We start from the raw sequence: 25,086 nt of genomic DNA on the forward strand, positions 1-25,086 counted from the left end.
CAGCGCATCAATGTCGTCCCGATTCGATCAGTTATAGGTCTACGGATAGCGCTTTTTCAAAGTCATAACGCTCAAGATGTTTTCTAATTATATCCAATTTATCGGGAGAGATAGCGGAATCTTGAAGTTTGTTTAGACAAATCAGTGCTTCGTCCGCATCCCCTAACTTACAGGCTTCTTGAAATTGTTGATGCAGTTCATCTTGTAACGCTTTATCGATGCTCGCGTTCGGGTTGGCAGTAGGGCCTGAACCTGTAAGGACCTTCTCTTCTTCTTGCCTATCTTTACAAGGGATGAGCGTCATAATATCACGTAAGCTTTGACACAATTGTTGCAAGGCAACGGGCTTGGGGATGTAGTTGGAAAAGCCATTACTTAAAAAATGACGTTTTTCATGATCAAAGCTGGATGCTGTGACAGCAATAACAGGCAAAGCTTGCAGTGATGCGTTAGAACGAATGTGTTTGATCAAAGTCATACCGTCCATGTTAGGCATCCGAATATCGGAAAAGACGACATCGATATGGGCGTTTAGATAATCGAGTGCTTGCTCACCATCTTCAGCAAGTAGCACACTAAAGCCTATTTTTTTCAGCATGTGTTCGAGCATGTCTCGGCTAAGTTCATCGTCTTCGACAATAAGCGCTGTTTTGACACTGCCATGTGGTAATTGCCACTTCGCTTCCTTGTCTTCAATATTGGTCTTAATGTTTAGCGTGACTGGTATGGATACTTGTACTTCGGTGCCTTGATTGACTGTACTATGTAATGTAAACGAGCCTCCCATTGCATCAGCTAAGCGTCGAGATAATATTAGTCCTAGTCCTGTGCCACCGTGGGTTTTACCACTTTGGCCTTGGCTGAATGGCGAAAATAAACGATCTAAGTCTTCTGAGCAGATGCCGGGACCTGTGTCCAAAATCTGGATTTTAAGGTGTTTTTTGCGGTACTGAACGATGAGTTTAATAGCGCCTTGATCCGTGAACTTGACTGCATTATCTAGCGCATTAGATATTATTTGGCCGAACTTAGTTTTATCTAAAAAAACGTGATCGTGATCGTTGAGCTGAATGTTACTTTGAAACGATAACCCTTTAGTTTCGGCTCGCTGACGGTGCATGGTTGCAAGTTCTTGCAGCTCTTTCTTAATAGGGAAACTGGTTTCATTCAGTTGCAGTCGTCCTGCTTCAATTTTTGAGAGATCAAGAATGTCATTGATAAGACCCAATAAGCGATGGCCAGCAGAGTAGATACGTTGTATTTGATGATTTGACTCTTGCCCAAGGTTTTCTTGTTGAAGCAATTGTGCATAACCTAAGATCGCATTTAGTGGCGTACGTATCTCATGGCTCATATTCGCCAGAAAGACACTTTTACTGTCATTGGCTTGGTCTGCACGATGTTTGGCTTCTTGCAACTCTTGTTGCAGTAAGAACGTGTCTGTGATGTCTCGTGCCACAGATAAAATTCCAATGACTTGTTTGTCGCTGTTCACAAAAGGGGTGCGAATAATGCTGACGTAGGCTTTTCGTTCTGTGTTAGGCGAGACCCATGTTGAGGTATGACACAGTTTTTGAGCCTTGATTAGCGTGTCTTCTTGTTTCATCCAGATGATTTTTTGGTCATTGGGTAGACTCTCGAACAGAGATTGCTGATTAAAGAAGGTGCGGTAGGCGCGATTCGCGATCGGTTCTTGTTGACCGAATAAATCTAAGACGACTAAATCTGGCAAAACTTCAAAGAGCAGCGAGACTATGGCGTTGCTTTGCTGCTTCTCCGCCTCCATCACTTTACGGTTTGTGATGTTTTCAATGGTACCAATCAGCAATGCTTTTTTGCTGTGTTCATCTACTGTACTACCTTTAACTGCAAGCCAGCATGATTTGTCGCCGTTTAAGCGAAATTCGACATCGATGGGTTTGTTGCTGTCTAAACGTGCTTGACGAAATGCTTCGTAGACGGACTCCTGATCGTGCGGATGGGCTAGGTTAATTAAGTCACTTAAGCTTTTCGGATGGTCTGTTTCAAACGGCAGAATGCCTTTAAATGCTCGAGATATTTGAAAAAAAGAGGACTGTTTCACCATACGCCAGCCCGCCGCATCAATAGCGGATAATGACGCTTTGAAGTGTTTCTTCTGGCGGTTGATAAGATAGCGGCTGTACCACGCATAGCTCGTAATGCTGATCAGCAGAAACATAATTAAAGAGGACCAGATAACATAGGTCCAGTTGATCGAATTCTTACTAAAGTAGTTAGTGTTGTCTAGATACCAGCTTTCTGCTATTTGATAGCGTTGTTCGGGTGATAGAGAGTCTATCCAGCGATTAAAAATGTCATTGAGCTGCGGCCAGTCTTTGCGGACAGCAAACGCTAGATGTGCTTGTACAGGGAGTTGACCTCGAATACTGAGGTGGTTTTTTTCAAGTGTGGTGAGCTGAAACTGCCCTAATGCATACGTAGTAATGAGGTAGTTAAACTTCCCATCTTCTAGCGCAGCCAAGCCGGCTTGAATGTTTTCAACTTCGATAAAATACGTGTCTGGATAGCGCTCATAGAGCTCCCATGTATAGCCATAACCCTTAATGATGCCAATAGGGCTGGGGCTGATGTCATTAATATCATTAATTTGCCCTCCAACGCTGTTGGAGATGATCACTAGGTTGTTGCTGATATAGGAATTGGTAAACGTGTAATTGTCACGCAGTGTAAGACTGCCTAACACATCAGATAACACATCCACTTGCTGTTTATTCGCCAGTTCTAAGGTTTCGCTCCAAGAGTTGGTTTGACGAAACTCGAATTCTATACCCGTATCGGCGGTAAATTTTTTGAGGAAAGAAGGCACAATACCAAGGTATTGCCCTTGAGAGTCAAAGGCTTCAAAAGGTAGCCAGTTGGGGTCTCCTGTAAAAACGATTTTAGCCGGGTGTTGTTTTAGCCATTGCTGCTCACCCTTGGACAGATCAAAGGCCGCCACATAGGTTGAAGCAAAAATAGAAAAAGCACTAATAATCCCGTAAAGAAAAGCGCGAGCTAGTTTGACGCTTCGCATACTTTTGCCCTAGTAAGGCATAGATCCACATTGTCTGCATTGAGTGGTTCTGGCTTATGAAAATGATAGCCTTGCCCCCATTCAATGTTCATGGATTGATAGAGATCGGCCAACCCTTGGTTCTCAACGAATTCCACTACACAAGGCTTAGTTAGTTTTTTAGCGACATCTAAAATCGATTGCACCATGGCCATGCTGGCTTCTGAGTGCTCAATCTCGCGGGCAAAAATCCCATCGATTTTAATATGATCAAATGGAAAATCCCGCAGATAGCTAAAGCTTGAGTAGCCACTGCCAAAATCATCAATAGCGATGCTACAACCGAGCTGTTTAATTTGTTTAAGAATCGACGACGTTTGGTTTACATGAATGATTTGTTCGGTTTCAGTGACTTCAAAGCATAACTTTCGAGGGTTAACTGAATACTTCTCCAAGACATCTTGTATGTAGTCAACCAAATGGGCATCGCGCAATGTGGTCGCAGAAAGGTTGAGGGCGACTTGATCAATTCGTTGTTGTTGTGCCGGGTTATCACGAAGAAACTCACACACGTTGCGAATCATCCAGCGATCAATATCAGCAATCAGTTGGTAGCGCTCAGCGGCAAATAAGAAGCTGTCAGGGAATAATATTTTGTTTTGATCAGGTGCGTATAAACGAACCAAAGTTTCCATTCGTATACCGTTACTTTGCGCATTGAGAGGGCAAATCTGCTGAAAATAAACTCGGAAATGATCGTGTTTTAATGCATCAATGAGTCGTAATGCCCAGTTCTGACGTGCATTGGTTTTATTTGCTTGTGCGCTTTCATTGCTGAAATAGCTAACGCATTGGCCGCCATTACGCTTAGCGGTGTACATCACTTCATCAGCCATCATGAGTAATTGGTCAAAGGAGGTCAGGGTGTTGTCAATTTTCACAACGGCGATGGTTGCACCGACATCAAAGTGACGTTCATCCCAGAAAAACTTAAAGTGTGTAAACTCTTCATGGAGCTGATTGGCAATATTGCTGGCAATTGAAAATTCGCTGGTTGGGTAAATTACGGCAAAGCTATCACCGCTTAAGCGTGCTACAAAAGCGCTGTTGCCGACTACAAGCGAAATTAACTCGGCGGCTTCACTTAGCAGTTCATCGCCAGCGATCAAACCGCAGCTTTCATTGACGACTCGGAAACGGGAAAGGTCTATGGATAAATAATAGGCCTCTTGAAAGCGGTCTTCCAGTTGGGAGATTTGCTCTACTACAAAAGATTCTAAGGCCTTACGATTGTGTGTCCGGCTGACAAAGTCGTGATCTGCGAGATATTTAAGACGGTCTTGCATATAGCGTCGTTCATTAATCTCTTCACGCAGCAGTTTATTGGTGGTCACTAATTCTGCGGTACGTTGGCGAACACGTTCTTCCAGTTCGTTATTTAATGAACGCAGTTGCTGCATTATCTGATGTCGTTCTTTGTGGTGGGTGACGCGAGCAATCACTTCGTCGGTATTGATTGGTTTGGTGATGTAATCGTTGCCTCCGACTGCAAAGCCTTGACTGATGTCATCGGTGCGTCCAGTTACAAAAATAATAGGGGTTTCTTTAAAGCGCGGGTCTTTACGAAGGAGGCTACATAGATCAAAACCACTCATGCCAGGCATCATGACATCGAGTAACATTAATTCAGGCTCGAGCTGTTCAAGAATGGATAAAGCACGTTCGGCAGACGTAGCAACAGATACCTTGCAATCTAGCGGTGCTAGTACCTTGCGCAGTACATCAATGTTGTCTGGTACATCGTCGACGATCAATACAGTAAAAGCTTTCATCTTGATCCCATCATCTTGGATAGTTTCAGAATCGTTTATTTTTTATGCAAAGTCTAGTAACCAAGTGTTAATTGCGTATAGGTATGTTAATTAATCCTGAAAATCGGAAAGAAAGTTTGCCTCTGAAATTTGATTTCAGGATGAGGTGGGAAATTCTATTTCCCTGCTGACGTCAGTGGGATTACAGGTTTATACTGACCTTACAAATAAGCAGTAACAAAAGAATAGGATGGCCATATGACACAACATTTAGTGTTAACGGTAATTGGCGATGATCGCCCCGGATTAGTAGAAGCATTATCTCATGTAGTGGCAGAGCATCAAGGCAACTGGAGTGAGAGTCGTATGGCTCACCTTGCTGACAAGTTCGCTGGGATAGTCACAGTGGAAGTGCCAAAAGAGCACGAGCAGGGACTTATTGAAGCGCTGCAAGAGTTGTCTTCTGTGGGGTTAAAAGTCTCTGTTGAAGTAGCTGGCCGTAGTACTTATTCCGATGAAGTGGTCGTGTTGTCTGTAATGGGTAATGACCGAACCGGGATTATTCGTGAAGTCTCCAAGACTCTGAGTAGTTTAGGTGCGAACGTCATTGACTTAAACAGCTATTGTGAACCCGCCCCGATGAGTTCGGAAATGCTATTTAAAGCTGAAATTGAAATAACGCTACCAAGCGGTCTGAGTGCCAGTGATCTAGAGAAAGCAGTCGAGCAGATTAGTAGCGATCTAGTTGTTGAGTTGGCCGAGTAAGCTTAATGGTCAGTTTAAATAAGTAATTACACGGCGATTCAGGGAAATATTGTGCGATTAGTTGCAGCATTTCTTTAACCTGTTTCAATGATATTATGATCATTGAAACAGGGCGCCTCTAAACACATGCAACTCCCTCCCACGTTCCGAGCATTATCCAACTCTAACTTTAGGCTTTGGGTCATCGGAGCCTTTATCTCAAATATTGGTTCTTGGTTACAACGCACCGCACAAGACTGGATCGTTATCTCTCAACTGACGGACCATAATGCCGCGGCGGTAGGGATTGTAGTGTTCCTACAATTTATTCCCCAAATTGTATTGCTTCCTATTACTGGCTGGGCGGCAGACCGAGTTGACCGACGTACACTTTTGCTAGTGACGCAGCTCTCAATGGCATTTTTAGCGCTCTTGTTGGGCGTATTAGCGATATCGGGCATCATTGAACTTTGGCACGTCTACGCTTGTGCGCTTGGTTTAGGTGTCGTGGCGGCCTTTGATGCACCTGCTCGCCATGCCTTTGTATCGGATGTGGTGACGGAAAAGGAAGTGCCTAATGCCGTATCTTTGAATTCTATGTCATTTCATTCTGCGCGCTTGATTGGGCCTGCTATTGCGGGTCTTTTGATTGCTGGTGTGGGGGCAGGTTGGGTGTTTATATTAAACGTTGTGACGTTTTTCCCCCTTCTCATAGCGCTGTATTTACTCGGCAAACGCACGTTAGTCGGTCAACAGGAAAAATCTGAGAAAGCAGAAAGTGCGGGATTTTTGGCAGGTTTTGGCTATTTAAATCAGCACCGTGAAATGGCGATATTACTGGTCATCATTGCGATGGTGACAGGGTTCGTGATGAACTTCCCTGTTTATCTTTCTGCGATGACAGTGCATGTATTTCATGGCGATGCTGGACAATATGGTTTGTTGATTTCAATGATGGCAATTGGCTCGATTGCTGGAGCGCTTATGACGGCAAGTCGCAAGCAACCGACTTTTGGCTTTTTAGTGTATTTACCGGCGGGTGTTGCTGTGAGCAGTACGCTATTGGCGCTGGCACCGAATTTTATCAGCTTCGCGATTATGATGACGGTTTTGGGGTTTAGTGTTCAGCTGCTAACGATTTCCTCTTTTACGTTTATACAACTGTCTACTGTGCGTGTTTATCGAGGCCGTGTGATGGCGATTGCGTTGGCAACAATGCTAGGCAGCACGGCACTGGGGGCACCTTTCGTTGGATGGATTGCCGACAGCATTAGTCCAAGGTGGTCCATCGGTGTGAGTGGCCTATCAGCCTTTATGGCATTTGCCTTAGGTGCTTTCTATTATCGCCGATATTACCTGAAACGGTCGTGCGTGACGTCTGATTAAAACGCCACGCGAAATGATTACAATAATTGTTTTTCCGCATCTACGACATGGCAGCTAGGTTGAGTCGCTTGAAAGCCAAACCAGCTGGACCAAGCCTTGCGCGGGTGCAAAACAAAACCTTCGGTGAGCGTTAACCCTTGCTCAATATAAATATCTTGGTGAGCGGCTGGGTTGACTGATACGTTGTAATCCGCACTCACGGTTTTTTTACCTTGTTTCAAGCGAGTTGAAACAGTGGGGTTATAGATGGTTAAGGTGATTGGGTCACCTTGGCCAAACCCAATGCGCTCACTGTTGAATCCTCCTGCTACCAATATCACCGGTTCAACATGACAAAGCTCACCCTGTTCATTTGTGGTGAGATAACTACCTTCCCCTTTGATACCGTGTAGAAACGGTAAACTGCCTGTTTTCACCGAGGTAATATAAACCACACCCAGTGCTTCATCGGGTAAACTTGTGGCAGATGCCCTCAAAGACAGAGCACCTATAACGACGCTGATTAAGAGCACCAAGAAACCATTCATATTGGCTCTCCTTTTGGGCTCAGAAGATGTGCTCTTGGCTGGCTAGGTAGACATAAAAAGTACATCAGTAATAACATGCCAACTATTGGAATTAATATCACCAGCACACTCCAAATAGGCATGCCTGTGTCACGAATTCGACGCACGACAATGGCAAAAAATGGCACGATAGTGATGACGGAATAGAGGGCATCCAGCCAGCCGGGATTATCTATTAGGATTTCGAGGGTGGCTATGATAAGACTGACTAACAGGCTTATCAGCATGAACATCCAGAATGCTTGACGATGGGAAACGCCTTTAAAATCGGCGTAGTGTTTAATGGCTTCAATGTACCAATACATCCTATGACTCCTATGTTGGTGGAAGAGTGTTTAATATCGCTCAAAACTCGCTATGGCACGTCCTAGATCAAGATATAGGACGTCAAGGAAAACGACTTAGGACATACTGATGTCATTAGATAAACGAGAAAGGATGTAAATATGTTAGCGGTGCCTTTGCCATTTGTTGTGTCATTAATGCTGTGTGTCTTGGCAGGAAGTTTGTGGCTACAACGTCGCCGATCGACACCCTTGGCCTGTTGGTTCTTGTTAATGTGTGCTGTAACAACTGCGGTTGTTGGGTTACGTTGGACATTGGATTGGGCTGTGTTTCGGACAATGCAGCCGATTTTTGCCAGCATGATTCCTGTCGCAGCGTGGTGGATATTTGCTAAGGCGTCGAGTAGCCGAAAACCTTCGTGGTGGCATGCGCTGGTACCTATTGCGGTGACATTAGGTTCCTTGACCTATCCGCTATGGCTACCGCCATTAGATATCATGATTACAGGGCAATACATCGTCTATGGTGTGATGTTGTGGCGTGCTGCTAATGATGCTGAACATCCGCCAGAGAACGTTCGACTCAGTGATTGGCAATGGGCGATTCAGTCGAGGCGTGTGGCAGGTGTCATGTTGCTGTTTTCGGCTTTGATTGATGGTGCTATGACGGTTGATTTTATGCTGACAGATGGCAAACATGCACTTTGGATACTATCGCTTGGCCATGGGTTAATGCTGCCTATTTTAGCACTGGCAGTCATATGTATCAGCATGAGTATGGCCGATGATAGCGCCATGGAGCGCACCGATTCTTCGGACGCTGACGTTTTGTCAGAAGTGACTTCACTGCCTGAGGGATCCCTTGTTGAGCAGCAAGAGGTCATGGCGCGAACTGAATCTGTATTGCGCGAGCAGGCGTTGTATTTAGATCCCAATCTGACGTTAGCAAGATTGGCTCGTAAAGCGGGGATACCTGCTCGACAAATATCCACGGCAGTGAATAAACTGACGCAGCAAAACATTTCTCAGTGGGTTAATCAGTTCCGTATCGAGCATGCGAAAACCTTGCTAAAGCAAACAGACGACTCGATTACTCAGATCTACATGGACTCGGGTTTTCAAACCAAGTCCAACTTCCATCGTGAGTTTTCACGTATTACCGGTATGACGCCGTCTGCCTATCGTACACAATCAAAGGTTAATGATTAATCAATCTGTGATTGAGGTTTGCGGCTGAGAAAAGGCCACTTTAATCGACTCAAATACACGCCCATTAACGTCGTTGCGACGCCGATTAGCTGTAAATGAGTCAGTGCTTCATCGAACAGAAAGTAGCCTTCAATGGCTGCCAACGGTGGTACCAGCAGCATCAGTGTCGACACCTGCGAGGCTTTGACTTTGCGCAGTAGCCAGACCAACAAAAACACTCCACCACATGACAAAATCAATACGCCCCAGCCTATTAATGCGTAGGACTCCCAACTTTGCACAAACAGGCTTTCTTGCAACGTCATCATAAAGCCAAAGGCGACCACGGCTGCGGCAAGATTCTGAATCGCCATTGAGGCCAAAATGTCAGAACCTGAAATCGACATTTTTTGATAAATTGAACCAAAAGCCAGACACAACACCCCCGCGATACCGAGTAAGGCTATCCAAGGGCTAAAGGTGGCTTCTTGAACACCTAAGTTCAGCGAAGGGCTGATGACCAACAGCAATCCGGCAATGGCAATAAACATTCCGACGACGCCTAGTAGACTGGTTTTTTCTTTGATCAGTAGAAACGCCAAGAGTGTGACAAGAATAGGCTGTATAGAGCCAATCAATGCCATCACCCCAGCGGGGAGGCCTTGCGCTAAGGCAATGTAAGCAAAGCTAAGGTAAAAACTATTGAGCAGTACCCCAGCAAAAATATGCTTCGGCCATTCTTTCTTGGGGGGAAAGGTACGCTTAAGCGCAAGTGCAAGCACGACAAAGATAGCGCCTGCTATCGCAAAGCGAATGGTCAAGTACACATTGGGGTCGATTAAGCCAACAATGAACTTTCCGGTGATAAACCCCGTCGACCAAATTAGCACCAATAAAATGTAGATAATGAGCATCCGTGCAACCTATAAGGTAATGATGTTTGATAGTTTAGCTGGAAACTAACATGAATACTCTTTCAGCAAAACGAAACTTCTTAGTGAGTCAACAGTCCACTCATCAGGTCGCAAAACAGACTCCCTATGAAAGGTGAGAAGTGGTAGCATTTGCGTCCACGAAAAATAGCGTACGACAGCAAGAGACAGAGCCATGCCAACCTATACCGTATTACAACGAAATGATCAGATGCGAGCAGAACAAGACGCCGATGTTATTTATCAGCTAGGCTTGTGTGGCTATGTGGAAATTGGCTTTCAAGACGCCGATACAGCGGAGCAAGCGGTAAGCGAATATCTCGCTAACAATGAGCTGCAGGATAATTACAAAAGGCCATTAGGTCTACGTTGGTTAATGTGGGTGGGTGGAGGCGCCGCATTTTGTTGGTTCACTTACTTGATCTTCTTTTTATTGCCACTAGCGTTTCAAGACTAAGCGTTAGACGGTCTTGAATACCCTAGAACAATTGCGTCGTGGCGAGTTAGCGGGCGCGACACGGCTAACATTGAGGGAAAACCTGACGGAATTTCCGCAGGAGATTTTCTCACTGGCCGACACGTTGGAAGTGCTGGACTTGTCGGGTAATCAATTGACGAGTCTGCCCGATGATTTGTCACGCCTGCACCAGTTAAGCATCTTATTTGCCTCGAATAATCCATTCAAGCAGTTGCCCGATGTATTAGGGACGATGCCCAAGTTAAAGATGATTGGTTTCAAGTCGTGTAAGATTGAAACACTTTCTGAATACTGCCTTCCCAAGCAAACACGTTGGTTGATCCTAACGGACAATCAGATTCAAGCGCTGCCAGAAAACATCGGCGAACTTAGCCAGTTAGAAAAATTAGCGCTAGCGGGTAATCAACTGACCGCGTTGCCGGATTCCTTTTCAAATCTGATGAATCTTGGGCTGCTTCGTATTGCCGCTAACCAGCTGGCGGCCTTTCCCGATGTGCTACTCGCATTACCCAAGCTTGCGTGGTTAGCATTCTCAGGTAATCCATTTTGTGCCGCCTGTGATGAGCATCTGGATTTCAAACAAGTGCATACAAACGATTTTGTATTGCATGAAGTGCTGGGGCAAGGTGCTTCTGGGTTAATTTCGCGCGCTTCGTGGCTTAAACCAATGTACGGTTTTGACAAGCACGTTGCGGTAAAAGTATACAAAGGTGAAGTGACCAGCGATGGCTATCCACAAGATGAATTGGATGCTTGCTTAACAGTAGGGGAGCATGAAAACCTTGTAAAACCACTGGCCCATGTTCATGAGCCAGACTGCGCAGCGCTTGTTATGGCGCTTATTCCAGCGGACTATTACAACTTGGGGCAGCCCCCTAGTTTGACGACATGCACGCGCGACACGTTCACCCAAGGACAATCCTTTAGTAGGCAGCAGGCGCTATACATCATCTCGCAAATGCAGACCTTGGTGGATTATTTTGAAGCACGACAAGTGAGTCATGGTGATCTATATGCCCACAATACATTGATTAATCAAGACCATCATATTTTATTTGGGGACTTCGGCGCCGCATCCAAATACCACCACCTAGCGCCTGCACAACAATGCGGAATTCGCCGTATCGAACGTCGTGCATTGCGGTATTTTGAAGAAGATATACTAGCGCTGGTAAATGGCTGAGGTTTGTTGCTTATTTGTGTGGTGGTAAAAATCCACGGCTTGTTGCAGTGATAATGGATGACTTAAGTAATACCCTTGAAGGTAACGCGCTCCTAGATTGTTTAAGGTATCCATTTCTGCTTGGGTTTCAACACCCTCACCAAGTACCAAGCAATTGGTCTCATTGGCGAAGCCAATCAATGCAGCGGATAAAGCGCGTCGACCGAGATCTTGGTTTACGTTACAAATTAAACTGCGATCGAGTTTAATAATATCTGCAGACAGTTCTAATATATGTTGAAAACTGGCATAACCAGCACCGGCATCGTCGACGGCTAAGCGTAGACCACGTTCACGAAAGGGCTTTAGATCATTGCGGAACTGGTTGTAATCGTCGATCGGCTCTCGTTCAGTTACTTCTAACACAATACGATGTAAGGGTTGATCTTTAAGCAATTCTTTAAGCTTTGGTGAGCCCACGAATTTAGGCGATATATTCAGCGTTATAAAGCAATCGTCGGGCACTTTATCGAAAGATGCCAGCGCAATTTCAATGGCATATAGCTCAAGTAGCTCGCCAAACCCAGCTTGCGATGCTCTATTGAACCAGTAGTCTGGCGTACGATAAGGTTCGATATTGAATCTCGTTAAACATTCAAAACCAACTGTCTTTTTTTGTTGGTTATCGTAGATAGGTTGAAAAACAGACGATAAAGCATTGCTACGTATCATCGATGAGACTTCTTTTCGTATCTGCTTGTGCATTCTTTTTCGCTGTAAATCTTTTTCGAGATTACGTGCGGCAAAAGAAGAAAAGAGCGTCAATATGGATAAATCACGTTCAGATAGTGTTTCGTCGGGTTGCTCGTTAAAGCAGCACAGCGTGCCGTAACAAGAGCCATCGCTTAGGAGGATGGGCACACCGATGTAACTGCCAATAGTGAGATGTTCGGTGATCGGCATTTCGGCGGTGACAGAGTTTTCTCGGGTATTGGGGATCAAAGACGGTAACTTATTATCGGCAATCAATTTGCAATAGGTAACTTCTTCACAGTCTTTTTGCCCTGCAGCGATATTGATCTGACAACCTTCACGTTTATTGATTTGAGTAATCTCTCGAAAGCCGTTCTTAAACCGCGAAAGAAAGGCCACATCCATATTCAAATGATGCCGGATGGACTCTACCAGTAAATTGATGTCTCTATGTATGATTTTTGAACTAAGATTCTCAAGGTCTGATGGTGCAGAGAGAATACTTAAGATAGTAGAGAATGCATGCTCTGACGACTGTGTATTCGCTATTGTTTGCATACGTTGCATTCTCCTTAATAGGTCGTCTTGTACGATGTATGAAATGAATTTAGTATAAAAATAGTCATAAAATCAAAATCTTATGTAAGGTTGTCACTAGACGAGCCGTTACACAAGTGAGCTGTATTTAAGATTTAAAGGTAATGCATTGGCTCTTTAATGAATGGCTTAGTTGCGCAAGTTGCTGGCTGGTTTGAGCAACTTGGGCTGCACTTTCGTTTGATGTTTTACCGATATGAACAATCTGATCAACGCTGCTGTTTATCTCATTGGCAACGAGTGTCTGCTCTTCCGCCGCACTGGCTATTTGTATATTAACATCGGTCATGTTGCTTACATTACTTGCGACAATATCTAGCGCTTCACATACTGCTCGAGCTTGGCTCATTGTTTCTTCAGCATGCTGGGCATTGGTTCTCATAGCATTAACCGCTTTTTCGCTGCTACTTTGTAGTACTTTAATAATATCATCAATTTGTAATGTTGATTCTTGAGTTCTTGCAGCAAGTGTTCTGACTTCATCTGCGACGACAGCAAAACCTCTACCTTGTTCGCCAGCACGCGCCGCTTCGATCGCCGCATTAAGTGCCAATAAGTTGGTTTGCTCTGAGATATCACTGATTACGTTAAGAATGTTAGCAATACGTTGACTGTCGTTGCTTAGCTGATTAATGATATCGGCGGATTGCTTAATCTCATTGTTCAAGCCTTGAAGATGTTGCTCTGTATGCTCTAACTTATCACGGCCTATCGTTGTGGCTTCATCTGCTTTTTTAGCCGACTCGGCTGCTTGTGCCGCATTACTGGCAATATCGTTGACGGTTGCCGTCATTTGATTCATTGCTGTCGCCAGCTGTTCACTTTCTACTAGCTGATGATGCATATTCTGTTGAGTTTGATCGCTAATAACGCCTAGATGTTTGGCTGATTCATCCACATCATTTGTCGCTCCTTTGATTTCCTTTATAACGCTATCAAACGCCTCCATAAGGCCATTGAAATTATGACTGATTTGAGCAACTTCGTCTTTACCTCGAACGGGCACTCGGATACTAAGATCTTTTGTGTCTGCTAAATTCCGTATGATGCTGTTTAGATTTAGTATGGGTTGTACCAGCTTTCTTGAAAAAACAATCCCGATTAAGACCGCGAGTAAGCTGAAAAGAGTCAATATGATCAGGGCGCTGATAATAATACTGTGAGTGAGATCGGTTATTGTGGCAAAGGCTTCTTCGGTGTCAATTTCACTTAATAGTACCCATTTTAAACCTTTGAACTGAACCGGTGTAAAAGCAGAAATTACAGATACATTGCGATAGTCGTTGATAATGTTATAGCCGGTTTGTCCTGACAAACCTAAACGAACACTTTCAGTGTCAATCGTTTGTAAGCCAATATTACTGTTACGTTTTACGATAGCATTCACTACATCATTACTTGTGCCTCCATTGCGTAGTGCTTGGCTAAAACCGTCCGCGTCTTCAATTAGAAATCGACTTACAGTGATCGCTTTGGATTTTTGATTGACCAAATACGCTTCGCCGGAATCCCCTAAACCAGACTGCTGCCAGTTATGATTACTGGTCATAATGTTGTTAATGCCGTCAATTGGCATTTGGAATATTAATATACCCATACGTTGCCCTTTGTCGAAGATAGGGCTAGCGATAAATGAAGCATAGCTGTTATAAGATGGAAGATAAGCCTGAAATTGTGTAATTGCGGATTCGCCTTGATCAAGAGACATCGCCGCTTGATAAGCTTGCGCTAATCCAGAGTTTTTGTAAGGCCCATCTTTCAATGACGTCGCAAAATCGGCTTCTTTATAGACACTGTAAACAACATCACTTGTTTCTGCGGAGACGACAAAAATGTCATAGAAGCCAAAGTGTTCTAAGAAATTACGAAAGTAGGGATGGTAAGCGCTATGTGCTTGATCGTAGTCTGTTTTTTGATCTGCAGCGTCTAGTAAATGCTTTGACCCAAGAGGGTGCTTATTAGCACTGATGTACTGTTGTTGGAGGGCGAGAGCCGAATCACTTAGCGAAGAATACAAAGGATCCAAGGATAGACTTTCGCCAGGATTATTGTATTTGAAAGTTGTTAAAAAGGATTGTTGATAATGATTTTTAACCGCTTCAAATTGCAAGTCTCTTGATACATTGGTCTGCGAAGAATAGTTTTTATAAGCTTGAGTGAACGCCCGTGTAGCTTCAATGATTAAAGGGCTGCTCGATTCAGAAAGCAGCTGATCATTAATAGTATTTAGATAGTTTTCAAGGCTCGATTTTTTGGCTTCGCGAATAGCGATTAGTCGGTCTGCTGCCGCTTGCTCTAGTGCGACCGTCGAATCTTTTTTCATTTGCATTACTAGCACTGTCGTTAGTAAAGCAAGAGATATGATGGTTGTAATAACTAGAATAAGGATTGTTTTTAGCTTGATGGACATAATACATGTCTCCATCGGTAGTGGGCATGTTCCCATCATAACGTTACTGATAAGGCTGAAATGTAACGTTTGTTAGAGTACGTTAAGTATTTTTGTGAATGCCTAAACAAATGACCTTGAATCTGATAACCATCATATTGATTTAAAGCGATTGGTGGCGAGGTTAGTCATAAGTAACATCATGGTGCTTCAACCAACCATGAGGATGACGACCACGTGGATCATGATGCGTCCAGTGCATTACACCCCCTTTGTTGTTCCATTCGTATTCACCGTAAAATTCAACAGTATCGCCTCTACGCAAATTTGGAATCCGTGGTGCGAGATCGATGTTGTGCGCGACCAGCAGTGTTTGCCCACTGTCTAGCTTTAAAATAAAACGCTGATGTTGAGAGCCTTTGATGTCGTCTTTTAACACTTTAATGACCGTCCCGCTGCCTCGAATTTGCAGGTCACTTTGCTGAGTTTGGTACGCTTTCTGCAAACGTACATCATCTGCGTAGCTGTGTAGGGGGAGAGTGCCAGCTAGCACAATTAATAGAGCAAATAATAAGCGCATAGTTACATTCATTAAACTTTCGATATTTGATTAGTTTTTGATTCGCGATAGATTTTTGAGCCTCAAGTTTCGCGGAGGGTTAGCCTACATACTTAAGCAAAATGCTGATGGCACAGAATATGATTACGGCAAATGTCATCATCATACCGCTCTGACGAAAGATCAGTGTCTCTTTCTGCTGACTCACACCATAGGAGTGAAGTAAGCGGCCAAGACACAGAACAGCACCAAAAACGTGCACTAGTACAGGCGCACCATTCATGCTTTCATACATCCAGATCAGCAGTAATGCGAACGGGATGTACTCACCAAAGTTGGCTTGTACGCGAATAGCGCGAGTTAACAGCGTTTGCTCACCATCGCCAATACCGACTTGATATTTCATACGTAGCTTAATGACACGTGCACTGAGGAACACATAAAGGAAGGCCAGTAGTGCTGCATAAATAGGAGTGATCATAAGGACGTCCTTGAGTCGTAGGTAGAAGATTAGAGTACGCTTGTCATGCTTGAGTGCAAGGTTAGAGTACGAAAAAGTAAACATAAAAAAACCGGGCTCAGTTACCTGAGTCCGGTTTTTATGGGCGTTTACGCTATTCCGTTAGTGACGGATCAAGTGGTCGAATGCGCCTAGAGCAGCGGTTGCACCGGCGCCCATGGAGATGATGATTTGTTTGTAGGGCACGTTGGTAACGTCACCGGCAGCAAATACACCGTTCATTGAGGTACGGCCGTGTTGGTCGATAATGATTTCACCACGCTCCGTTAATTCAATTGCGTCTTTCAGAAATTCGCTGTTCGGTACCAGACCGATTTGTACGAAGATCCCAGCTAACTCTACTGTGTGAGACTCATCGGTAGTGCGATCGGTGTAGGTCAGACCATTTACACGCTCACCGTCGCCTAATACTTCTGTGGTCATCGCATTTTTGATGATGGTAACGTTTGGTAGTGACTTCGCTTTTTTCACCAAGACATCGTCGGCGCGTAGTGTGTCGCTGAATTCCAATACGGTTACGTGTTCAACTAGGCCTGCTAGGTCAATCGCGGCTTCGATACCTGAGTTACCGCCACCAATAACCGCGGTTTTCTTGCCTTTAAACAATGGGCCGTCACAGTGAGGGCAGTATGCCACGCCTTTGCCCTTGTATTCTTGCTCACCAGGTACGTTCATTTCTCTCCAACGTGCGCCAGTGGCTAAGACGATGGTTTTACTTTTCAAGACAGCCCCGTTTTCAAGCTCGACTTCTACTAAGTCTTTTTTCTCGATGCGCGCTGCACGTTGCGTTTTCATGACATCCACGTCGTACTCTAAAACGTGCTGCTCTAGATTGGCGACCATTTTCGGGCCATCTGTCGCTTGTACGGAGATGAAGTTTTCAATCGCCATGGTGTCGGCAACTTGGCCACCGAAGCGCTCGGCAACGACACCGGTACGGATGCCTTTACGAGCGGCGTAGATGGCCGCAGCGGCACCTGCAGGTCCACCGCCAACGATCAATACATCGTATGGATCTTTTTCGGATAGAGCGGCAGCTTGTTTATCACTCGCACCCGTATCGACTTTGTTCAAAATCTCGTCCAGCGTCATACGGCCTTGGCCGAAATGCTCACCGTTTACGTACAGCGATGGCACCGCCATGACGTTGCGTTGTTCGACTTCATCAGGGAACACGCCGCCGTCGATCATGGTCGCGGTTACTTTCGGGTTTAATACAGCCATTAAGTTAATGGCTTGAACTACGTCAGGGCAGTTGTGGCACGACAATGAGATGTAGACTTCAAAGTTTAGCTCAGTGTCTAAATTCTTAATTTGCTCAAGCGTTTCTTGTGCGGCTTTAGATGGGTGACCGCCTGCTTGTAGCAGAGCCAACACAAGTGATGTGAACTCGTGTCCCATTGGAATGCCGGCAAAGTTTACGCGAGCTTGTTCGTCTTTCGGGCCTACTGACATTTGTGGTGCGCGGCCTTGAGGATTTTCATTTACCGACAGCGTGATTTTATCACTGTTCAATGATTGTATTTCAGTAGCGAGTTCTAACAATTCGTTTGATTTGTCGCTGTTATTAACGGACACAGTAATCTCAATCGGATTAACGATGTTTTGAAGGTAAGTGCCCAACTGTTGTTTCATATTTGCGTCTAACATAATGTTCTAATCCGTATCGTTGAGATTGACTGATGTAGTGTGCCTATAAATTTCGGGCGAGAGAAGTCAGCACCTGTCTTTTGGAAAGAAGAGGGAGGTGTGAGGTACCTTAGCTCGAAAATTATTGTGGGCTTTTAACGCCTTGCGTTGGAAGGCAAAGCCCGATGTTGGGCGCTAAGCGCCCAACAAAGGAAGAGGCGTCTTAGATTTTGCCTACTAGGTCTAGAGATGGAGCAAGTGTCGCTTCACCTTCTTTCCATTTAGCAGGGCAAACTTCACCTGGGTGTGCTGCAACGTATTGAGCTGCTTTTACTTTACGCATTAGGTCTTCAGCGTCACGGCCGATGCCTTCTGCAGTGATCTCCATTGCTTGGATCGTACCTTCTGGGTCGATCAAGAATGTAGCGCGGTCTGCAAGGCCTTGACCTTCACGTAGAACGCCGAAGTTGCTAGTGATCGTTGCAGTTTGGTCACCTACCATGTAGTAGTTGATTGTGCCGATCGCTTCAGACGTGTCGTGCCAAGCTTTGTGACAGAAGTGAGTGTCAGTCGATACAGAGAATACTTCTACACCCATACCTTTTAGTTCGTCGTATTTGCTTGCAAGGTCTTCAAGCTCAGTCGGGCAAACAAACGTGAAGTCTGCTGGGTAGAAGAAGAACACGGCCCATTTGCCTAGCACGTCCTTTTCAGAAATCTCTACGAATTCGCCTTCTTTAAATGCTGTTGCGTTGAATGGCTTGATTTGAGTGTTAATCATGTTTATCTCCTAAGTAAATGTGTGTTCGCTGTTTGCGTTACCAACAGTGTCTATAATATGGGGACGATGTGACGAAATGAAATTGTGTTTTACTAAAACTAAGATAAAAAAAAACTATTAGGAATTAATAAAAGCTATTCGTCAGGGTATTGCGATCGTACGTCTGTAATCTGAACCTTTAAATCTAAAGCAATTTCGGCAAGTTTTGGGTCAAAGTGTTTGCCGCTTTGCTCTTGAACATAGTTGAAGGTTTGCTCAGTGGACCATGCGCTTTTATAAGGGCGTTTTGAAAGCAGTGCATCAATTACGTCGGCTAAAGCCACAATGCGGCCTTCGAGAGGAATGTCATCACCTTTTAAACCCGCAGGATAACCTTTGCCATCCCATCGTTCATGGTGCGTTAGCGCAATTGAGCGAGCCATATCAAATAGTGGATCACCTTCGACAGATAAGATCTCGGCCCCAAATAACGTGTGTTTTTTCATTTCTTCCCATTCAGGCTGGTCGAGCTGTCCTGGTTTGAGCAAAATTGCATCAGCAATGCCGATCTTACCGACATCATGCATTGGTGAAGCATGAAAGATACGTTCAATCCACTCTGGATCGTCTACATATTGCTCAGCGATCAAGCGCGAGATGTGGCTCATACGAATAACATGAGCACCTGTTTCGTTGTCCTTATACTCCACCGCGCGACCTAGGTGATGGATAATACGTAATTTGCTGGCCTGCAGCTCTTTTGTGCGCTCCCTGACCATTTCTTGAAGCTGGCGGTTTTGATTGTATAACGCTAGCTGATTACGGATACGTGCTCTTACTAAAGGTGGGCTAATGGGCTTTACAATATAATCGGAAGCGCCAAGCGAGAATCCTTTTTCTTCATCCGAGACGTCATGTTTGGCAGTAACAAAAATTACTGGAATGTTAGCCGTGGTTGGGTCTGATTTTAGTAGTCGACAGACTTCGTAGCCATCCATATCGGGCATCATCACATCAAGCAGTATTAAGTCTGGTTTCGGAGATTTTTGTGCAATGGCTAGAGCTTTAGGGCCATTGAGAGCAACTTTAATGCTGTAATTTTCCCGTAGTGAAGCAACCAAAACGTCGATGTTTTCTGGAATGTCGTCCACAACTAATAGTGTGGGTTTCTGCAGTGTTTCAGCGTCCTGCATTGGGATTTCATTTTCTACCATTATGGATAACTCACTTAATCTACAATACGTGCTTTTAGAGCATTTAAGTCTTCTGCTGCCTTTTCAAAGTCGTAGATGTTGACGGCATTGATGATAGCTTCCATTAAGTCTTTTTCTGTCACATGCATAAATTGTGGCGCAAGTGTTTCTGCAAGCTCGCGCGCTTCGGACAAGTTTTGTTCTATATAGTCTTCGAGCGTTTCAAGTTGCCTACGTTTTTCAGCATCGTCGATGATCACTATATCTGTATCAAAGGCGTCTGTTTGGCTCGTTTGATTTAGCCAAGTATCCAACGTTTTAAGAATAGCCTTTAATTCAGTATTTAGGCTAGAAATTGTCTCTGGTAGTGGATTTTGATGTCCTACTTGGTCTTCTAGTTCTGCTGCCAATTTGGCTAATGAATTCATCCCAAGTGTGGCTGAGGTTCCTTTAAGCGTATGCGCTAGACGAGTGGCATCTTCGTATTGTTGGTGCTCTAAGTGTTGACGCAATTGCATTGAAAAATCAGATTGTGTCACGCTAAAGCGCCCGAGTAATCGAGTATACAGTGCTAAGGTTTGAGTGTGCTGTAAGCCTGTTTCCGTATCTATTTTAGTTGAAATAGGGAGCTTAGCACTTTGATCACTGTGTTTTGATACTGCATGATTCGAAACTTGGGTGTCTAGGTTCACTTTTTTGACTGGCATCCAGCGCTCCATAGTACTGAACATACGCTCTAAATTGATTGGTTTAGCAATATGATCATTCATCCCAGCATCAATGGCTCGAGTAATGTCTTGCTGAAGAACGTTTGCGGTCATGGCGATGATTGGAAGCGCCGCATACTCAGGCTTTTGACGGATGATACGGGTGGCTTGATAACCATCCATGATAGGCATTTGACAATCCATGAGTATCATGTCGAATGGGTTGTTTTCTAATTTAGTCAGGGCATCTTGTCCGTTGACGGCAACTTTTACATTTATATTTTGTTGTGAAAGAAGCTCTACTGCTAGCTCTCGATTGATTTCATTGTCTTCTACTAAGAGTATGGAGGCTCCGTTCAGATTAGCAAAACTTGTCAGTGCTGAAGGTTTGCTAAGGTCGTCTTTTCCTGTAAAACGATCAATACCGAGGCTTTCGGCGATGGTATCGAATAAGCTAGAAATGGTGATAGGTTTGGTTAAGAACCCCGCAACATCTACGCCACAAGCCGCTTGTTTGACTTTATCCAAACCGTAGGCCGTCACCATGATCATCGTTGGCAATTGGAGGTCATCGATACGGCTTATTCTACGGCACGTTTCGACACCATCTAGCTCAGGCATTTTCCAATCAACCAGAACTAGGTCATAGGGGGCATTATCTTTATGAGCTAAGGCAATCAATTCTAAGGCTTGGTAGCCATCGCCAGCTTCATCGCAATGAAGTCCAATGCTTTCAACACAGCTTTTGAGAACGTCACGAGCTGTGTCGTTGTCATCAACAATTAACACTTTGGATACGTCTAAAGTAGAGTTGCCATAACATAATGGAATTTCGTCTTCGACACGGTCCAGCACAACAGTAAAATGGAATGTGCTACCGCCCCCGTTTTGGCTTTCTAGCCAAATTGTGCCGTCCATTAGTTCAGCCAGCTGTTTTGAAATAGCCAAGCCTAGGCCTGTTCCACCAAAACGTCGAGTGGTTGACGAATCTGCTTGTGAGAAAGAGTGGAATAAGTGTTTTTGGTTCTTTTCGCTAATTCCAATGCCTGTATCGGAGACAGAAAAATGCACTTCCATCTTGTCGGCCATGTGCTTCACATAGCGAGCACGAATAACTATTTCGCCTTGCTGGGTGAATTTTACGGCGTTATTACCCAAATTCAGTAAAATCTGACGTAGCCGTGTAGCATCTCCTTGGAACACTTGGGGTAAATGTGTATCGATATCGAACACCAGTTCAAGATCTTTCTCATCAACCTTAATTGTCAAAATGTTGGCCACTTCGTTGAGTACATCCTGTAAGTAAAACGGCTCTTTTTCTAAGTCTACCTTGCCAGCTTCTATTTTTGAAAAGTCGAGGATGTCATTAATGATGCCCAGCAGTGATTCTGCTGAGCTTCGAACATTTTGTATGTAATGGTGTTGGCGATCATCTAAACCAGATTTTAAAGCAAGGTAGGACATGCCGATGATGGAGTTCATCGGGGTCCGAATTTCATGACTCATGTTAGCAAGGAAGTCACTTTTGGCTTTACTTGCTTGCTCGGCAGTTTCTTTCGCCTCTTGTAACTCTTGTGTTTGTTCCGCAATCTCTTCTTCTAATTTACTTTTATAGGATTGCAATGACACCTGATATTTGTGACGTTCCGAAATATCACGCCAGGTACAGATAATGGCAGGACTGTCGTCGAGAATGACAGAGATCATGGTCATGTCTGCATAGATCAGTTCGTCGTCTAAGTCTTTAAATACCCATTCTTGGTAGAAGTGCCCTTGTTCAAAGACTTGTTCTTCTAAAAGTGCCAGTTTCTTCAGCGATTGTTGACCATCAGTTTGAGAAAATGGCGATAAATCACTCATGCTCAATTGCAACAACATATCGTTTGAAGGGTATTTTAAGATGCTAGCGGCGGCATCATTACATTCAATAATAGCGTGGTCGCGAACAATCCAAGCAGGATCAGGAGACGATTCGAACATAGAGCGGAAGCGATCTTCACTTTCAAGCAGTTTTGACAGCTGGCGCTTTACACGCTTTGAAATGGCCCAAGATAAAAGGATGATTACGAAAACAGTAATGCCACTGATCCATAAAATTGAGGTACTTAAACGAGTCAATTGCTCTTCAATTTGTGTTTCTAGATTGTGAGTTTCGTATTGTACTGACTCACTGATTTGATCAATAAAGCGAGCTAAAGGTGAAAACACGGCTTCTACTTGATCGTTAATCTGTTGGCGTTGAGTCTCCAGCGCGATTAATGTAAAGCGTTCTCCAAATAAGCCGCCAGAACCCAGTTCAAGGTTGTATAAATCGTTAATGCGATGACCTTCACCGTAAATCAAAGCTTTAAGGTCGCTAGACTCCTTCGTGAGCGACTTGTAATACATGGGAAACTGAAACTCGGTTTGGGAAATGGCATAGTCAAGTCGTTCAAATGTTGGAGATACGCGGTTATTAAGTTGATCATATAGTTTTGATTGAGTGGGGGTAAACGGCAAGCTACTGATGACCATTTCCAAAGTAAGAATATCTTCAACCGTAGTGGTTAACGCACCTTCGATCGCATTGGAGCGAAGCGACATATATTCTTCACTGATTGCATTCTTATCGGTCGCTTGATCTGCACTACGATACTGAAAAAGTAAGACGCCTTCTTTTAACCGTGAACGACTGTTGAGTGCTTTGAGAAGGGTAGTGATTGCACTGGTTTTCTCTTGTGCACGAGCCAAGAGATTGTTGCGTTCTGAGTTAATTAATACCTGTTTTTGAGTGTTAAACCAGATATTGACTTGACTATTTAAATCCTCGATTTGTTTTCCGCGAGCTTGAAGAGCACGTCCTAGTTTCGCTATTTCCGAGTTCGACTGTGCAGACTTAATCAGCATATCAGTGGCGCTATTAAAACGTGATTCAAGATTTTGATCTAAATACTCTAGATTGGTATCTTCTAGTAGCGCTTGACGAAGGCGATTACGCTGGGAGGGTACAACCTCACGTAATTCAGATACGGCACCCAACATGGCGGCCTGACGGGCTCGTAGATTTTGTTGCTGATCTCTGAGGTCTTGGGCAGTGCTAATTAGAATAGAAGCCCCAATGATAATTGACAAAAGGCTAAACAGCGCCAAAAGCCACACGAGAGGCGATACTGAAGACTGTACTTGCCTCGATTTACTCATAGACTACCTCTTAGAAACTCATACGGTAATGTATCACCGCAAAAAGTGTGTCCCGTGCCATGGTTTATTAGTTCTAACCAAATAGGTAGTTCAGTCTGACTCAGTAGAATGTTTTCGACCACTTCTTTTTCAGTGTTTTTATGTAACCGTTGATATTGTGTTAGGTAGCTTAGAAATTCAGCTCTGGTTGGCGCTCGGCTGGGTTGAAAATGCAGCAGTACTTTTTCAACTTGTCGAGCGGCCATGTAGCCTTCTAATATAATTGATGTCGCTTTACTCGGGTCGTCATAGCGTTCAAGATCTTGCCAAAACTCTTTTATAACTGGTGAATCTAAATCATTGTCACAAGGGTGGAGTTGGGTCGATAAAATTTTTGCCTGTGTCAGCGCGAGACGCGAATTTAAGGCTTCGTGACTGACAAATGAAAGGGCAGCATATAGTGGCGAAACGCCTAGCTCATCTAGTGACGTAATTAAATCTGCTGCCGCAGGATAGGTGCTGATTAAGAAAATGGCTTTGGGTTGCGGCGATCGAGCCAGTATTTTTGCAGCCGCTTCTTCTGTAGATGGGTTATTACGAGTATAGCGAACATGCAGGATGTCACTAGGGTTCTTAAGTCCATGGCTTTCCAGTGCTTTCGTTAGGCTACGCATTGTGACTTCTCCGTAGCTATCTTGTTGCGCGAAGATAGCCATGTCACTCATTGCAATATTGAATTCTTTAGCAACGATGTTTGCTAGCAATTTAACCTCATCTTGATAGCTGGCACGATGGCTAAACATTAATGAACTGACACCTTCGCTTTGAAGCATGCTGCTGCCTGTGAAAGGCGATATGAGAGGCAATTTAAGCTCTTTTAAGACCGGAATAGCAGCCACCAAAGTAGGTGTGCCAACACTACTGATTAGGCCAACGATATTTTCATCTTTGACCAGTTTCTGAATGATTGGCACGGTACGAGCTGGTTCATAGCCATCATCTTTAGCGATAAGCGATACGGTGAAAGGTAATTCTTTGCTGCCATTTAAGCGTTTTAAGCCAAGTTCTATGCCTTCAACAAGTTGATTTCCAAGCAGACTACTTGGGCCTGATAGCGGGCCGGTGAAGCCTAGGTTGACCTCTTCCGCTTTACTGGCAAGCGGCAGCAGTAACATGGTAGTGACCAAGGTAGCCGCGAAGAAAGCGTTGCAAATACGCACAGAAAGACTCCTCAA

The 25,086-nt window shown here is 44.3% G+C and carries 19 protein-coding genes; 5 read left to right on the forward strand and 14 right to left on the reverse strand.

Annotated features, from left to right (window positions below; all coding sequences use genetic code 11):
• Positions 1 to 31: 31 nt before the first annotated feature.
• Both AYW75_RS02070 and AYW75_RS02075 read right to left on the reverse strand, forming a co-directional pair.
• Positions 32 to 3,055, reverse strand: a complete 3,024-nt coding sequence (locus tag AYW75_RS02070) for an ATP-binding protein (RefSeq protein ID WP_067094629.1) — start codon at positions 3,053 to 3,055, stop codon at positions 32 to 34.
• A complete protein-coding gene (locus AYW75_RS02075; protein WP_067094633.1) occupies positions 3,037 to 4,866 on the reverse strand; it encodes a two-component system response regulator in 1,830 nt (609 codons plus the stop codon). Before AYW75_RS02075 ends, AYW75_RS02070 begins: the two co-directional genes overlap by 19 nt.
• Before the next feature lie 237 nt (positions 4,867 to 5,103).
• Here AYW75_RS02075 and AYW75_RS02080 point away from each other — a divergent pair, with 237 nt between their 5' ends.
• Together AYW75_RS02080 and AYW75_RS02085 are read left to right on the forward strand one after the other, a co-directional pair.
• Positions 5,104 to 5,610: a glycine cleavage system protein R gene (locus AYW75_RS02080; protein ID WP_067094636.1), complete on the forward strand. Its 507-nt coding sequence runs from the start codon at positions 5,104 to 5,106 to the stop codon at positions 5,608 to 5,610.
• Positions 5,611 to 5,736: 126 nt separating this feature from the next.
• Complete coding sequence (locus tag AYW75_RS02085; protein WP_067094638.1) at positions 5,737 to 6,975, forward strand: MFS transporter; 1,239 nt, start codon at positions 5,737 to 5,739, stop codon at positions 6,973 to 6,975.
• Between the two features lie 17 nt (positions 6,976 to 6,992).
• On the opposite strand, the gene AYW75_RS02090 is transcribed toward AYW75_RS02085, so the two are convergent.
• Positions 6,993 to 7,502, reverse strand: coding sequence for a hypothetical protein (locus AYW75_RS02090; RefSeq protein ID WP_067094641.1), 510 nt, complete (start codon positions 7,500 to 7,502; stop codon positions 6,993 to 6,995).
• Entirely contained in the window at positions 7,499 to 7,846 is a 348-nt protein-coding gene (locus tag AYW75_RS02095) for a DUF805 domain-containing protein (RefSeq protein ID WP_067094644.1), read from the reverse strand. Before AYW75_RS02095 ends, AYW75_RS02090 begins: the two co-directional genes overlap by 4 nt.
• 141 nt (positions 7,847 to 7,987) lie before the next feature.
• Between AYW75_RS02095 and AYW75_RS02100 the strand changes: the two genes are divergently transcribed.
• The gene (locus AYW75_RS02100; RefSeq protein WP_067094647.1) at positions 7,988 to 9,034 is read left to right on the forward strand and encodes a helix-turn-helix domain-containing protein; all 1,047 of its coding nucleotides are present in this window, start codon (positions 7,988 to 7,990) and stop codon (positions 9,032 to 9,034) included.
• On the opposite strand, the gene AYW75_RS02105 is transcribed toward AYW75_RS02100, so the two are convergent.
• Positions 9,031 to 9,927 carry a DMT family transporter gene (locus tag AYW75_RS02105; RefSeq protein WP_067094652.1) on the reverse strand — a complete coding sequence of 299 codons (897 nt, stop codon included), beginning with the start codon at positions 9,925 to 9,927 and terminating at the stop codon, positions 9,031 to 9,033. The genes AYW75_RS02100 and AYW75_RS02105 overlap by 4 nt on opposite strands.
• A 193-nt stretch (positions 9,928 to 10,120) precedes the next feature.
• Here AYW75_RS02105 and AYW75_RS02110 point away from each other — a divergent pair, with 193 nt between their 5' ends.
• A complete protein-coding gene (locus AYW75_RS02110; protein ID WP_067094655.1) occupies positions 10,121 to 10,402 on the forward strand; it encodes a hypothetical protein in 282 nt (93 codons plus the stop codon).
• A 13-nt stretch (positions 10,403 to 10,415) separates the two neighbouring features.
• Entirely contained in the window at positions 10,416 to 11,606 is a 1,191-nt protein-coding gene (locus tag AYW75_RS02115) for a leucine-rich repeat-containing protein kinase family protein (protein ID WP_067094658.1), read from the forward strand.
• Here AYW75_RS02115 and AYW75_RS02120 read toward each other — a convergent pair.
• The 9 genes from AYW75_RS02120 to AYW75_RS02160 form a co-directional block, all read right to left on the reverse strand.
• The gene (locus tag AYW75_RS02120; RefSeq protein WP_197478879.1) at positions 11,586 to 12,896 is read right to left on the reverse strand and encodes a sensor domain-containing phosphodiesterase; all 1,311 of its coding nucleotides are present in this window, start codon (positions 12,894 to 12,896) and stop codon (positions 11,586 to 11,588) included. The genes AYW75_RS02115 and AYW75_RS02120 overlap by 21 nt on opposite strands.
• Positions 12,897 to 13,023: 127 nt before the next feature.
• The gene (locus tag AYW75_RS02125; RefSeq protein WP_067094661.1) at positions 13,024 to 15,345 is read right to left on the reverse strand and encodes a methyl-accepting chemotaxis protein; all 2,322 of its coding nucleotides are present in this window, start codon (positions 15,343 to 15,345) and stop codon (positions 13,024 to 13,026) included.
• A gap of 163 nt (positions 15,346 to 15,508) precedes the next feature.
• Positions 15,509 to 15,904: a DUF3465 domain-containing protein gene (locus tag AYW75_RS02130; protein WP_067094664.1), complete on the reverse strand. Its 396-nt coding sequence runs from the start codon at positions 15,902 to 15,904 to the stop codon at positions 15,509 to 15,511.
• Between the two features lie 79 nt (positions 15,905 to 15,983).
• Positions 15,984 to 16,364, reverse strand: coding sequence for an MAPEG family protein (locus AYW75_RS02135; protein WP_067094667.1), 381 nt, complete (start codon positions 16,362 to 16,364; stop codon positions 15,984 to 15,986).
• Positions 16,365 to 16,505: 141 nt separating this feature from the next.
• Positions 16,506 to 18,053: an alkyl hydroperoxide reductase subunit F gene (ahpF, locus tag AYW75_RS02140; RefSeq protein ID WP_067094670.1), complete on the reverse strand. Its 1,548-nt coding sequence runs from the start codon at positions 18,051 to 18,053 to the stop codon at positions 16,506 to 16,508.
• A 202-nt stretch (positions 18,054 to 18,255) separates the two neighbouring features.
• On the reverse strand, positions 18,256 to 18,813 hold the full coding sequence (ahpC, locus tag AYW75_RS02145) for an alkyl hydroperoxide reductase subunit C (protein WP_067094672.1): 558 nt from the start codon (positions 18,811 to 18,813) through the stop codon (positions 18,256 to 18,258).
• Between the two features lie 134 nt (positions 18,814 to 18,947).
• A complete protein-coding gene (locus AYW75_RS02150; protein WP_231886129.1) occupies positions 18,948 to 20,006 on the reverse strand; it encodes a response regulator in 1,059 nt (352 codons plus the stop codon).
• 14 nt (positions 20,007 to 20,020) lie between these two features.
• Complete coding sequence (locus AYW75_RS02155; RefSeq protein ID WP_067094675.1) at positions 20,021 to 23,872, reverse strand: hybrid sensor histidine kinase/response regulator; 3,852 nt, start codon at positions 23,870 to 23,872, stop codon at positions 20,021 to 20,023.
• Positions 23,869 to 25,071 carry an ABC transporter substrate-binding protein gene (locus AYW75_RS02160; RefSeq protein WP_067094677.1) on the reverse strand — a complete coding sequence of 401 codons (1,203 nt, stop codon included), beginning with the start codon at positions 25,069 to 25,071 and terminating at the stop codon, positions 23,869 to 23,871. The genes AYW75_RS02155 and AYW75_RS02160 overlap by 4 nt, the downstream gene beginning before the upstream one ends.
• Between the last annotated feature and the right edge of the window lie 15 nt (positions 25,072 to 25,086).

Source organism: Marinomonas atlantica (assembly GCF_001639725.1).
Classification (GTDB): Bacteria; Pseudomonadota; Gammaproteobacteria; order Pseudomonadales; family Marinomonadaceae; genus Marinomonas; species Marinomonas atlantica.